Source organism: Citrobacter sp. Marseille-Q3906, from assembly GCF_916618775.1.
In the GTDB taxonomy this organism is placed as follows: Bacteria; Pseudomonadota; Gammaproteobacteria; order Enterobacterales; family Enterobacteriaceae; genus Citrobacter; species Citrobacter murliniae.
This window is the reverse complement of the sequence record NZ_CAKAKA010000002.1, coordinates 1,402,345-1,414,846: the sequence shown is the minus strand read 5'-3', so window position 1 is coordinate 1,414,846 and position 12,502 is coordinate 1,402,345. Positions and strand designations below refer to the sequence as shown.

Sequence of the window (12,502 nt, the reverse complement as noted above, 5' to 3'; positions counted from 1 at the left end):
GCACATAAAAAGCGTTGAGGAACAGTGAGATGATCGTTTTAGTAACCGGAGCAACCGCAGGTTTTGGTGAGTGCATTACGCGTCGTTTTATTGAGAATGGGCATAAAGTTATTGCCACCGGACGCCGTCAGGAGCGCCTGCAGGAGCTGAAAGATGAGTTGGGCGACAACATCTATACCGCACAACTTGATGTCCGTAATCGCGCGGCTATTGAAGAGATGCTGGCATCCCTCCCTGCACAATGGCGCAACATTGACATTCTGGTCAACAATGCGGGCCTGGCGTTGGGTCTCGAACCTGCCCACAAGGCCAACGTCGATGACTGGGAAACGATGATAGATACCAACAACAAAGGTCTGATTTATATGACCCGAGCCGTCCTGCCGGGCATGGTCGAACGCAATCGCGGTCATATTATCAATATCGGCTCTACCGCCGGTAGCTGGCCGTATGCTGGTGGTAACGTTTATGGCGCGACAAAGGCATTTGTTCGCCAGTTCAGTCTGAATTTACGTACGGACTTACATGGAACAGCGGTGCGCGTTACCGATATTGAGCCGGGCCTGGTTGGAGGGACGGAGTTCTCTAATGTGCGTTTCAAAGGTGATGATGATAAAGCCGGAAAAACCTACGAAAACACCACAGCACTGACACCGGAAGATGTTACCGAGGCAGTTTGGTGGGTTGCTTCGTTACCTGCCCATGTCAACATTAACACCCTTGAAATGATGCCAGTCACACAGTCTTTTGCAGGTCTTAGCGTCCATCGGCGTTAATTTTTATACCCGGCCTCGTGCCGGGTATAGATAGCATCAAATAAGTGATAAAGTAGACAGGTTAACTCTCTAAAAAGTAAGAATGAATGACCGTAGAAACGCAGCTCAACCCTACACAGCCAGTAAATCAGCAGATTTACCGTATTCTTCGTCGCGACATCGTGCATTGCCTGATTGCACCTGGCACACCGCTTTCAGAGAAAGAGGTTTCCGTACGCTTTAATGTGTCACGCCAACCCGTTCGCGAAGCATTCATTAAACTGGCGGAGAACGGTCTGATTCAGATCCGTCCGCAGCGCGGCAGTTACGTTAATAAAATCTCAATGACCCAAGTACGCAACGGCAGTTTTATCCGCCAGGCCATTGAGTGTGCTGTGGCGCGTCGGGCTGCATCGATGATCACTGAAAGCCAGTGCTACCAACTGGAGCAAAATCTTCATCAGCAACGCATTGCCATTGAGCGCAAGCAACTTGATGACTTTTTTGAGCTTGATGATAACTTCCATCAACTTCTTACCGAGATTGCCGACTGTCAGTTAGCGTGGGACACCATTGAAAACCTGAAAGCAACCGTTGACCGGGTGCGCTATATGAGTTTTGACCATGTTTCACCACCGGAAATGTTGTTGCGCCAGCATATGAATATTTTTTCTGCGCTACAAAAACACGATGGCGATGCAGTAGAACGCGCCATGACGTTGCATTTGCAAGAGATCAGCGAATCCGTGCAACAAATCCGCCAGGAAAATAGCGACTGGTTCAGCGAAGAATAACCCTTGTCTCACCTCGTACAGAGGTGAGCTTCCCCGTACTTTATCCCTGTCTGCATATCCACATAAAAAAAGCTGTGATTTTGATCGAAAACAAAAAAAATCCTTAACGATAAGCGTATTTATATTGCGCCCGTTACGTGGGAGTAAAAGCCCACGGGCTTTAACGGTAAGTTGGAAAGGAGAAAACACCATGAAAACATACGATCGTAACCGTAACGCAATTACTACTGGCAGCCGTGTCATGATTAGCGACACCGGAATCACTGGTCGAATCAAAACAATTGACACCGATGGTCTGACCGCTGAACAAATTCGTCGCGGTAAAACAGTGGAAATTGAAGGTTGTGAAGGCAAATATGCCCCCCTCGAACTGATTCGTCTGGGAATGAACTAATTGGTGTGAATGCCAGAAAATAACGCGCCATCTGGCTGTAGTAAAAGCCGGATGGCGACATATAAGTTTTACTGTGTTACTTCAATTTCGCGGCATACTTCGCAACCGTTGCCTTCGCTCCATCAGCCAGCAAAGCAAGATACGCTTCTGTGACTTTGGTTTTGAACCGTTCAACCTGAGGCAGTTCGCGGCCAAAAATCGCATCGATAGCCAGTAAAGCCTGCACACGATCTTCACCTTCATTACTGTTCTGCACCACATTCTGGATAATCGGTAATAGCGGATCGTTAACGTCAATCGCTTGTCCCTGTTCATCAACACCGCCGACATAGCGCATCCAGCCCGCTACGCCCAGTGCCAGCAGATCGAAACGACTGTCGTGCACAAGATGCCAACGCACGGAATCGAGCATACGCTGAGGCAGTTTTTGGCTACCGTCCATCGCAATTTGCCAGGTGCGGTGACGCAATGCCGGGTTACTGTAACGGGCGATCAGGCGATCGGCATATCCTTGTAAATCCACGCCCTGCACTTTCAGTGTCGGTGCCTGTTCCTGCAACATTAGCTCACGCGCTGCCCGGAGGTAATTTTCATCTTCCATACAGTCATTGATATGCTGATAACCAGCCAGATACCCCAGATATGCGAGGAATGAATGGCTGCCGTTCAACATACGCAGTTTCATCTCTTCATAAGGAAGCACATTGCTGACCAGTTCAGCACCCGCTTTTTCCCATTCCGGGCGTCCGGCGACAAAGCTATCTTCTATGACCCATTGACGGAACGGCTCACAGGCTACGCCAGCCGGATCGCGCACACCAGTAAGTTGTTCAATTTTATCAAGCGTGTCGGCCGTCACCGCCGGTACAATACGGTCAACCATGGTCGAAGGGAAAGTGACGTTTTCAACAATCCATTTCTCCAGCTCGACATCAATTGCATGAGCATAACAAGTGACAACGTCACGAATAACTTGACCGTTTTCTGGCATGTTATCGCAAGACATCACAGTAAACGCTGGTAAGCCTGCGGCTTTACGGCGTGCCAGTGCCTCAATGATAACCCCCACTGCTGTTTTGGGCTGATGAGGATTGTTCAGATCGGCGACAATCATTGGGTGTTCCAGCATTAACTGTCCGGTCGCTGGAGCGTGGAAATAGCCTTTTTCGGTGATGGTCAGGGAGACGATAGCGATTTGCGGTTCACACATGGCTGCCAGTACTGTTTCTAAACCATCCAATTCCACATGAAGTGCTTTTTTCACAATGCCAACTACACGAGCAGTCCATGCATTGGCAGACATTTCCGCGACGGTATAGAGATTATCTTGTTGCTTAAGATCGGCGATTTGCTGTTCACCACCAATCAGGTTCACCTCATAATAACCCCAGTCGCTGCTGTGCTCAGCGGCCAGGATATCAGCGTAAACACCCTGATGCGCGCGGTGAAATGCGCCAAAGCCTAAATGCACTATCCGAGGTACCAACTTATTACGATCATAGACAGGGAGCGTGGCCTTTGCTGAAAACAAATTATTTCCCATGACAATTCCTTTAATTTAAATATGGCAAGCTGACTGTTTTGTTTTATGAAAGATTATTTAACAGTAAAAAACCCTTCTCCAGTTAGAGAAGGGTTTCAGAATTTACACGCTTCTTGAAGGTTGTACTGCACTTACCGTGCGCGGTTGCTCTTCCGCAGCATCTTCCAGCGCACTTAAATCTCGGTCTTTCACTTCTGGCATTTTAAGCGCAGAGATTAAACCGATAACAGAGTAAGACATAATCATCACCGCAATCGGATACCAGGATTGAGTCATGGTACAGAAAATACCGGCCAGGATAGGACCAAAACCAGAAGCGATAAGACCGCCAATTTCTTTGGAAATTGCCATCCTGGTAAAACGATCTTTGCAACCGAACATCTCTGCCATGGTAATGTTTTCCAGAGCAAATAATCCCAGTACCGCACAGTTATGAATTACAATCAGGGCAATCATAATAGTGCTCGGGGCATAGGTTTTATCCACGATGATAGACAACATTGGCCATGCCAGCACAATGGCAGAAGTATTCATAATGATATAGGGAACACGACGACCAATTTTATCGGATAACCAACCGAGGAAAGGAATCGTCATAAAACCGATAATGGAACTGATCATCAATGCATCGGTTGGAATTGCTTTATTGAACAGCAGAGTTTGGACTAAATAACCGGCAAGGAAGGTTTGAATCAGACCTGAGTTTCCTGCCTGTCCAAAACGCAGACCCGTTGCCAGCCAGAAAGATTTACTCTGGAACATGCTGCCGGAAGAAACCGCTACTGGTGCGGATTGCTTGCTGTCATTCACCTTCTCAAAGACCGGGCTTTCTTTCAGGTTCAGACGCAACCAGATAGCGAAGACCATTACCACCACACTCGCCAGGAACGGAATACGCCATCCCCACGCCAGCAGTTGTTCTTTGTCGAGAATAAAGAACATAAAGGCCCAGATTGCTGTTGCACTTAAGGTCCCACAGTTCGTTCCCATCGCCACGAACGAGGAGATAATGCCGCGTTTACCTTTCGGCGCATATTCCGCCAGCATCGTACCCGCACCAGAAATTTCCGCGCCAGCACCCAGCCCCTGAATAATACGCAGAGTGACCAGTAAGATTGGAGCAAAAACACCAATCTGTGCATAGGTTGGCAACACACCAATTAAGGTGGTACAGATCCCCATCATGGTGATTGTAATAAAGAGTACTTTTTTACGCCCTATTCTGTCACCCATTTTCCCGAAGAAAAATGCGCCGACAATACGTGCGACATAGCCAGCACCGTAGGTTCCCATTGCCAGAATCAATGCCATCGCAGTTGATGATTCAGGAAAAAATATTTCATGAAACACCAATGCTGCACCAAGCGAATACAACTGAAAATCCATAAACTCAAGAGCAGTCCCTAGCCAGCCGGATATCGCGGCTTTCACTAAATCCTTTGTGCTTCTTTCATGTTTTTCTATTGTCATAATTGTTATCTCTGAAAAAGAGGTAAGATGCGTACTACTTACTCGCCGTTATTTATATTATTCAGAAAAAGTGAGTAAAACTTTGCAGCAGTGTTTCTGATCCTGTTCAAATAAACTAATAGCATCAGCAACATGCTGGTAATCAAATGTATGGGTAATTAATTTATCAGGATTAATTAACCCTGTACTTAACCAGTCAATAACCACTGGGAATTTATTCGCATTTAACCGGGAAGAGAATATAGAGAGCTCCTTACCGGTGATTCCTTGCTGAATGACTTCAGACGGCTCGCTGGAAAAGCCCATTAACACAATCCGTGCCGCCGGAGAAGCCAGCGTAACCGCTTCTTTCAAAATTGAAGGATGACAAGCCGCATCGATAATTAATGTAGGTTTGATGCCTTTTTCGGCAAAAATCTCGCTAAGTGGTGTTTGACTGTTATTAATCGCCCAGTTCGCTCCGCTCTCTTTAGCTTTTTCCAGTCGTTCATCAATGCGATCAGCAACAATCACGTTTTTGACGTTATAGACCCCTTTTAATACCTGAACGATGGTCAGGCCAATCGGGCCTGCGCCATACACCAGTACGATGTCGTCTTCGGTTGGTTTACCATGTCCGGTGACGTTCGCAGCAATAGTAAAAGGTTCGATCATTACTGCAAATTTATCTGCAACTCCATCGGGGATCTTCCAGGCATTTTTCGCCGGAACAACGGCATATTCACTGAAACCGCCATCAGCATGGACGCCGAGTACTGCTAACGTTGTGCAAACATTCGGCTTACCAATAGAGCACGGATAGCAATGTCCACAGCTCACTACCGGGTCTACCGCAACACGCTCACCGACCCTGGAGCTGTCCACTCCTTCGCCAACTGCATCAATCACGCCAAAAAACTCGTGACCAATAACACGCGGATATTTCGCAAAAGGATTATGTCCACGATATATATGGCTATCCGATCCACAAATCCCGGCAAGTTTTACTTTTACCCGCACTTCACCCGCTGCCGGGTTAGGAATTTCACGTTCGATAATTGCCAGTTGATTCGGTTTTTCAATTAAAATGCTTTTCATTATTGTATGACTCCTTACCAGTTCCACAATGTGCCATCTTCCAGGCGTGCGACGGGCAGATAAGCCGGATCGTACGGATATTTCGCCGCGAGTTTTTCGTCGAACTCGATACCCAGACCCGGCTTGTCGCCTGGGTGCATGTAGCCGTTATCGAATGTCCAGTTATGCGGGAAGACTTCCAGCATCTGCTCGGAGTACCCCATATATTCCTGAACACCGAAGTTCGGAACCCACAAATCAAAATGCAGTGCGGCGGCCATACATACCGGAGACAGATCTGAAGGACCGTGAGAGCCGGTACGGACCTGGTATAAAGAGGCAAAATCAGCGATGCGACGCATACCAGTGATGCCACCGGCATGGGTAATGGTGGTACGAATGTAGTCGATCAGCTGTTCTTCAATCAGCTGTTTGCAATCCCAGATGCTGTTAAAGACTTCCCCTACCGCAATGGGTGTGACCGTATGCTGGCGTATCAGACGGAAGCACTCCTGGTTTTCAGCAGGTGTCGGATCTTCCATCCAGAACAGGCGGTATTGTTCAATGCTTTTGCCAAAACGAGCGGCCTCAATCGGCGTCAGACGATGGTGCATGTCGTGCAGAAGATGTTCGTTAAAACCAAATTTGTTGCGTACGGCTTCAAACAGCTTAGGCGTGAAATCGAGGTATTTTTCCGTCGACCACAGTTGCTCTTCCGGCCACTGGCCTTTGGTAGCAGGTTCGTAGGCCAGACCTTTACCTTTAGACATCCCGTAGGTCGTTTTCATACCCGGTACGCCACACTGCACGCGAATCGCTTTGAAGCCCATCTCTTTATGACGGGCGTAATCTTCCAGCACGTCATCAACGGTATGGCCTGTTGTGTGGCAGTAAACCATCACGCCTTCGCGGGATGCGCCCCCGAGCAACTGATACAGCGGCATGTTCGCGGCCTTCGCTTTGATGTCCCACAGCGCCATATCGACAGCAGAAATTGCTGACATGGTTACCGGACCACGACGCCAGTAAGCGCCTTTGTAAAAGAATTGCCAGATGTCTTCAATGCGGTGCGCGTCACGCCCAATGAGCTGCGGACACACGTGATCTTTAAGGTAGGATGCAACGGATAACTCTCGTCCGTTCAGCGTGGCATCCCCCAGCCCGGTGATCCCGTCCTCCGTCGTGATTTTCAGTGTGACAAAATTACGTCCCGGACAGGTGACAAAAACTTCAGCCCCTACAATCTTCATTCTTTATTCCTTACATCTCTTCTTGTGATGCAGGAAATTTACTCAACTGAGCTACTACCATACAAGTATGATGATCAAAAAAACGCTAACCGGTCACAAAAAAGGCGCTATGCGCGCCCCCATCCCGCTACGATGATCAACATTCCGCATAGTGCGATCAGCGCACCAGACCAGTCATACAGACTGAGTTTTACGCCATCAACAATGCGAAGCCACAGAAGCGCAGTAACGACATAAACTCCACCATAAGCGGCATATACCCGCCCGCTCGCTGCCGGATGCAACGTCAGCAGCCAGACAAATGCGGCCAACGACACGCCAGCCGGGATCAGCAACCATGCTGTCGCACCGCGCTTTAGCCATAGCCAGGGCAAAAAACAGCCCATTATTTCGCACAACGCTGTCATGAAAAAAAGTAGTGTAGTCTTAAGCATTGAAGTTATTCAGTTACATTAGGTTTAAGCATGATACGACAGAATACTGATATCCGCCGACCGGGTATGCCCTACAGCCGGAATAGTGTAGAATTTAGCCCTGTTTTATCGTTTTTCTCGTTCTCATAAAAGGAATTCGCCATGAATAATACACTGAGCAAACGCCTGTGTCTGACGGCAATGCTGACGCTGGCGGCAGTTGTCTACACCTCTTCCTCATTTGCTGAAACCAGCAAACTGATCATTGAGTCCGGGGACAGTGCACAAAGCCGTCAACAAGCTGCAATGGAAAAGGAGCAATGGAACGATACGCGCAATTTGCGTCATAAGGTCAACACGCGTGTAGAGAAAGAGTGGGACAAAGCCGACGCGGCATTTGACAGCCGTGATAAGTGCGAACAGAGCGCTAATATCAATGCGTACTGGGAACCTAATACTCTGCGCTGCTTAGACCGCCGCACTGGCCGTACCGTTGCACCATAATAGTTGTACTCACCAAAGGAATTGTAAGGATACGATATGACAAGCGCCCTCAGTGTTAAGCTGCGCCCGCTGGAGCGTGAAGATTTGCGATTTGTTCATCAGCTTGATAATAACGCCAGCGTCATGCGTTACTGGTTCGAAGAACCATACGAAGCGTTCGTTGAGCTGTCAGATCTCTATGATAAGCACATCCACGACCAAAGCGAACGACGCTTTGTCGTCGAGTGTGACGGTGAAAAAGCAGGACTGGTGGAGCTGGTTGAAATAAACCATGTACACCGTCGGGCTGAATTTCAGATCATTATTTCCCCGGATTTCCAGGGCAAAGGCCTGGCCACGCGAGCAGCAAAACTGGCGATGGATTATGGCTTCACCGTACTTAATTTATACAAGCTGTATCTGATCGTTGATAAGGAAAACGAAAAGGCCATTCATATCTACCGCAAACTTGGATTTATGGTAGAAGGTGAATTGATCCATGAATTCTTTATCAATGGCCAATACCGTAACACCATCCGTATGTGTATCTTCCAGCATCAATATCTGGCGGAACACAAAGCACCAGGCTCCAACCTGTTACAACCTACTGCGCAGTAAGAGCGGTTAGTAGTAGTCAATGGTGTTTTTAATTGAGTAACGATGTTCAACTGCCGGCTTCACGCTCTCGTCTACAATCACAAGCTGGCAGTTGACCGGATTCGCATAATCATCATATTCACACGTCTGTTTGACGTTACCTACAGGGTGATCGTTCAGCAAACTCACAGCGGTATAATCCAGTTTTTTCAACGGATCGGCAGATGGACTGGCCTTCACCTGCAACGTGTTATCCTTGCTGATAGTTGTTTTTCCCAGCGGATACCCTTCAGCATCATACCGGTACTGTACTTTCATTTCTTTCCCGGTTGCGGAGACAACAAAGCCATTATCGTCTGTATCCCACACCACTCCCGCAGACGGCAATTCCGCCAACTGACATTTACCCTGTAGCCGGATCCTTTTTTCCATCGTTTCAGCATCACGGTAGTAGTTGGCGTCCAGCACTAACGCCATTCCGGTATTGTTTTCCACATCGTGCAGTTCCAGCGTGTCAAAACACCCTTCCTGTGAGAGCGCACCGTTAACACGTTTCGTAACTTCACCTTTATCATTAAGCAGCGTCTGACTGAAATCCTTCACCGGACCACGCAGCGGATCGAAATCGAATTCATTGGAGAAACTGGCCATCTCCGGCGTAAAGGAAACCAGTCCTTTGGCGTTGTCACAGCCTACCAGCACCACACACAGGAAACCTAACAGCGTCTGTTTCTTCACATTTTTCACCGGGATAAAGAGATAATTCTCAATCATATTAGCAAATACAGTTATTTACACCAGAAATGCTAATCTTAGTTAATGTCTGTCATGAAAGGAGTTGATGATGAAATTCACCACAGGAATTGCCGCGAGCTTGCTGATAATCGCTTCTCCGCAGGTTCTGGCTGCGCCAGCCTCATGCGAGAGAGTTAAAAGTGATATCGAGCAACGCATCATTAATAATGGTGTTGCGGAATCGAGCTTTACGCTGAATATCGTGCCCAACGACCAGGCCGATCAACCGGATTCCCAGGTTGTCGGGCACTGTGCGAACGATACACATAAGATCCTCTATATCCGTACCAACAGCGGAAATACCTCCACTAATAATAGCGCTGCCCAGGATGGGCACGCAGCCGAACCGCAATAAATCCCCCCCTCCGTTCGCGGAGGGTTACCCCTGGTTTGATATGCATTAATACGGCGTACCCATAAGTAGGTAAAATAACCCCATCATTAGCATGCTATTTATTTCGTTGTAAAATCAAATATATAGCGATAACTAAAATGGGGTGAATGATGTCTGAAGTAAAGCAATATGGAGGTATTAGTCGTAGAGAGTTAGTTAAATCCTCAGCGATAGGATCGCTAGCGCTTGCAGCTGGGGGTATCTCGCTCCCCTTTGGAATGCGTACCGCAGCCGCTGCGGTGCAACAGGCGATACAACCAGCTAAAGAAAAAGTGGTTTGGGGGCTTGTTCCGTCAACTGCGGCAGCCGGTGTGCTCTGCAACTCCACGTTAAAGATGACGAGGTGGTGTGGGTTGAATCTGATAACACAGGGGATGATATCTATGGTCATCACCAGGTTCGTGCCTGCCTGAGAGGCCGTTCGATTCGTCGGAGAATTAACCATCCGGACCGGCTTAATTACCCCATGAAACGCGTTGGCAAACGTGGCGAGGGTAAATTTGAGCGCATTAGCTGGCAGGAAGCACTAGATACCATCAGCACCAGCTTGAAAAATACAGTGCAGAAGTACGGTAACGAGGCGGTGTATATCAACTACACCTCAGGCATTGTGGGCGGCAATATTACACGCTCCTCCCCTTACGCCTCGCTGGTTGCTCGTATGATGAACTGCTATGGCGGTTTCCTTAGTCATTATGGTACTTACAGTACCGCGCAAATCGCTGCCGCAATGCCCTACACCTACGGCTCAAACTTAGGTAACAGCACCTCTGATATCGAAAACACAAAACTGGTGGTGATGTTCGGCAATAACCCCGCTGAAACGCGCATGAGCGGAGGCGGTATCACGTACTTCCTGGAACAAGCCCGGGAACGTTCAAATGCCCGAATGATTGTCATCGATCCGCGTTATACCGACACCGCAGCCGGTCGTGAAGACGAGTGGATCCCTATCCGCCCAGGCACAGACGCTGCACTGGTAGCGGGGATCGCATGGGTGCTCATTAATGAGGCGCTTGTCGATCAGGAATTTCTCGACAAATACTGCGTCGGTTATGACGAGAAAACGCTTCCGGCAGACGCGCCAGCCAACGGACACTACAAGGCCTATATCCTGGGCGACGGCCATGACGGTATCGCTAAAACACCACAGTGGGCATCTCATATCACCGGGATCCCAGCCGACCGTATTATTAAACTGGCGAGAGAAATCGGCAGTACAAAACCGGCTTACATTTGTCAGGGCTGGGGGCCACAGCGCCAGGCTAACGGGGAACTTGCCTCACGCGCTATTGCGATGCTGCCTATTCTTACCGGCAATGTCGGCATTAACGGCGGCAACAGTGGTGCACGTGAGTCAACCTACACCATTACGATTGAACGCATGCCGATACCGGAAAACCCGGTCAAAACGCAGATTTCCGTCTTTACCTGGACAGACGCTATCACCCGTGGCCCGGAAATGACCGCCCTCCGGGATGGTGTGCGTGGTAAAGATAAACTCGACGTACCGATTAAATTTATCTGGAACTACGCAGGTAACACCATCACTAACCAGCATTCAGATATCAATAAAACGCACGAGATCCTCCAGGATGACACGAAATGCGAAATGATCGTGGTCATTGAGAATTTTATGACGTCCTCGGCCAAATATGCCGATATCCTGCTACCTGATTTGATGACCGTCGAACAGGAAGACATCATTCCTAACGATTACGCTGGCAACATGGGATATCTCATTTTCATTCAACCGGCAACATCTCCAAAGTTTGAACGTAAGCCGATCTACTGGATTATGAGCGAAGTCGCGAAACGTCTTGGCGACGACGTATATCAAAAGTTTACTGAAGGACGCACTCAGGAGCAGTGGTTACAGTATTTGTACGCAAAAATGCTGGCAAAAGACCCTGCACTCCCTTCGTATGATGAACTGAAGAAAATGGGGATCTATAAACGAAAAGATCCTAACGGACACTTTGTCGCCTACAAAAAATTCCGTGAAGATCCTGAGGGAAATCCGCTTAAAACACCTTCGGGCAAGATTGAAATCTATTCCAGCCGGCTGGCAAAAATTGCCAGTACCTGGGAACTGCAAAAAGATGAAGTCATTAGCCCACTTCCTGTCTATGCGTCAACATTTGAAGGCTGGGACGATCCCAAACGCAACACATTCCCGCTCCAACTGTTTGGTTTTCATTACAAATCTCGTACGCACTCAAGCTACGGCAATATTGACGTCTTGCAGGCATCATGTCGCCAGGAAGTCTGGATAAACCCTGTGGATGCGCAGAAACGTGGGATTGCCAATGGCGATATGGTGCGGGTATTTAACGACCGTGGCGAGGTACGAATTCCCGCAAAAGTGACGCCACGCATTCTCCCAGGAGTCAGCGCAATGGGCCAGGGTGCCTGGCACGACGCCGATATGTCTGGCGACAAAATTGACCATGGCGCATGTGTGAACACACTAACGACCCAACGCCCGTCACCGTTAGCCAAAGGCAACCCACAGCATACAAACCTGGTCGAGATTGAGAAGGTTTAAGGATTAGCTT

12 protein-coding genes and 1 pseudogene are annotated in these 12,502 nt (G+C 48.4%); 7 read left to right on the top strand and 6 right to left on the bottom strand.

Translation table 11 applies throughout. The annotated features are described in order from the left end of the window. Positions 1-29: 29 nt before the first annotated feature. The 3 genes from ydfG (at position 30) to ydfZ (ending at position 1,943) form a co-directional block, all read left to right on the top strand. Entirely contained in the window at positions 30-776 is a 747-nt protein-coding gene (gene ydfG, locus LG384_RS11075) for a bifunctional NADP-dependent 3-hydroxy acid dehydrogenase/3-hydroxypropionate dehydrogenase YdfG (protein WP_045442692.1), read from the top strand. An 86-nt stretch (positions 777-862) separates the two neighbouring features. Beyond that, positions 863-1,549 (top strand): DNA-binding transcriptional regulator rspR, encoded by a 687-nt coding sequence (rspR, locus tag LG384_RS11070; RefSeq protein WP_045442691.1) that lies wholly within the window; start codon positions 863-865, stop codon positions 1,547-1,549. Between the two features lie 190 nt (positions 1,550-1,739). After that, a complete protein-coding gene (gene ydfZ / locus LG384_RS11065) occupies positions 1,740-1,943 on the top strand; it encodes a putative selenium delivery protein YdfZ (protein WP_045442690.1) in 204 nt (67 codons plus the stop codon). Positions 1,944-2,019: 76 nt separating this feature from the next. On the opposite strand, the gene LG384_RS11060 is transcribed toward ydfZ, so the two are convergent. From LG384_RS11060 to LG384_RS11040, 5 genes are all read right to left on the bottom strand, one after another. Beyond that, positions 2,020-3,486: a mannitol dehydrogenase family protein gene (locus LG384_RS11060; RefSeq protein ID WP_225760896.1), complete on the bottom strand. Its 1,467-nt coding sequence runs from the start codon at positions 3,484-3,486 to the stop codon at positions 2,020-2,022. Positions 3,487-3,588: 102 nt separating this feature from the next. Beyond that, positions 3,589-4,956 carry an MHS family MFS transporter gene (locus LG384_RS11055; RefSeq protein ID WP_071828925.1) on the bottom strand — a complete coding sequence of 456 codons (1,368 nt, stop codon included), beginning with the start codon at positions 4,954-4,956 and terminating at the stop codon, positions 3,589-3,591. Between the two features lie 57 nt (positions 4,957-5,013). Further along, positions 5,014-6,033: a Zn-dependent oxidoreductase gene (locus tag LG384_RS11050; RefSeq protein WP_225760895.1), complete on the bottom strand. Its 1,020-nt coding sequence runs from the start codon at positions 6,031-6,033 to the stop codon at positions 5,014-5,016. Positions 6,034-6,047: 14 nt separating this feature from the next. Beyond that, entirely contained in the window at positions 6,048-7,262 is a 1,215-nt protein-coding gene (gene rspA, locus LG384_RS11045; RefSeq protein ID WP_048221489.1) for a starvation-sensing protein RspA, read from the bottom strand. Between the two features lie 107 nt (positions 7,263-7,369). Further along, positions 7,370-7,696, bottom strand: a complete 327-nt coding sequence (locus LG384_RS11040; protein ID WP_225760894.1) for a YnfA family protein — start codon at positions 7,694-7,696, stop codon at positions 7,370-7,372. 141 nt (positions 7,697-7,837) lie between these two features. On the opposite strand from LG384_RS11040, the gene LG384_RS11035 reads away from it, so the two are divergent. Together LG384_RS11035 and speG are read left to right on the top strand one after the other, a co-directional pair. Further along, positions 7,838-8,179 (top strand): DUF1283 family protein, encoded by a 342-nt coding sequence (locus LG384_RS11035; RefSeq protein ID WP_045442681.1) that lies wholly within the window; start codon positions 7,838-7,840, stop codon positions 8,177-8,179. A 36-nt stretch (positions 8,180-8,215) separates the two neighbouring features. Then, positions 8,216-8,776 carry a spermidine N1-acetyltransferase gene (gene speG / locus LG384_RS11030; RefSeq protein WP_045442679.1) on the top strand — a complete coding sequence of 187 codons (561 nt, stop codon included), beginning with the start codon at positions 8,216-8,218 and terminating at the stop codon, positions 8,774-8,776. A gap of 6 nt (positions 8,777-8,782) precedes the next feature. Here the strand turns inward: speG and LG384_RS11025 are convergent, their stop codons facing one another. Next, the gene (locus tag LG384_RS11025) at positions 8,783-9,493 is read right to left on the bottom strand and encodes a YnfC family lipoprotein (protein WP_081918235.1); all 711 of its coding nucleotides are present in this window, start codon (positions 9,491-9,493) and stop codon (positions 8,783-8,785) included. A 106-nt stretch (positions 9,494-9,599) separates the two neighbouring features. Between LG384_RS11025 and LG384_RS11020 the strand changes: the two genes are divergently transcribed. Together LG384_RS11020 and ynfE are read left to right on the top strand one after the other, a co-directional pair. Continuing rightward, the gene (locus tag LG384_RS11020) at positions 9,600-9,905 is read left to right on the top strand and encodes a DUF1161 domain-containing protein (protein WP_045442674.1); all 306 of its coding nucleotides are present in this window, start codon (positions 9,600-9,602) and stop codon (positions 9,903-9,905) included. A 149-nt stretch (positions 9,906-10,054) separates the two neighbouring features. After that, positions 10,055-12,492 (top strand): annotated as a pseudogene (gene ynfE / locus LG384_RS11015) (selenate/tellurate reductase subunit YnfE). Positions 12,493-12,502 lie beyond the last annotated feature (10 nt).

Coding starts and splice junctions, on each gene's coding strand:
- ydfG (WP_045442692.1), top strand. CDS start 30: ATGATCGTTTTAGTAACCGGAGCAACCGCAGGTTTTGGTGAGTGCATT.
- rspR (WP_045442691.1), top strand. CDS start 863: ATGACCGTAGAAACGCAGCTCAACCCTACACAGCCAGTAAATCAGCAG.
- ydfZ (WP_045442690.1), top strand. CDS start 1,740: ATGAAAACATACGATCGTAACCGTAACGCAATTACTACTGGCAGCCGT.
- LG384_RS11060 (WP_225760896.1), bottom strand. CDS start 3,486: ATGGGAAATAATTTGTTTTCAGCAAAGGCCACGCTCCCTGTCTATGAT.
- LG384_RS11055 (WP_071828925.1), bottom strand. CDS start 4,956: ATGACAATAGAAAAACATGAAAGAAGCACAAAGGATTTAGTGAAAGCC.
- LG384_RS11050 (WP_225760895.1), bottom strand. CDS start 6,033: ATGAAAAGCATTTTAATTGAAAAACCGAATCAACTGGCAATTATCGAA.
- rspA (WP_048221489.1), bottom strand. CDS start 7,262: ATGAAGATTGTAGGGGCTGAAGTTTTTGTCACCTGTCCGGGACGTAAT.
- LG384_RS11040 (WP_225760894.1), bottom strand. CDS start 7,696: ATGCTTAAGACTACACTACTTTTTTTCATGACAGCGTTGTGCGAAATA.
- LG384_RS11035 (WP_045442681.1), top strand. CDS start 7,838: ATGAATAATACACTGAGCAAACGCCTGTGTCTGACGGCAATGCTGACG.
- speG (WP_045442679.1), top strand. CDS start 8,216: ATGACAAGCGCCCTCAGTGTTAAGCTGCGCCCGCTGGAGCGTGAAGAT.
- LG384_RS11020 (WP_045442674.1), top strand. CDS start 9,600: ATGAAATTCACCACAGGAATTGCCGCGAGCTTGCTGATAATCGCTTCT.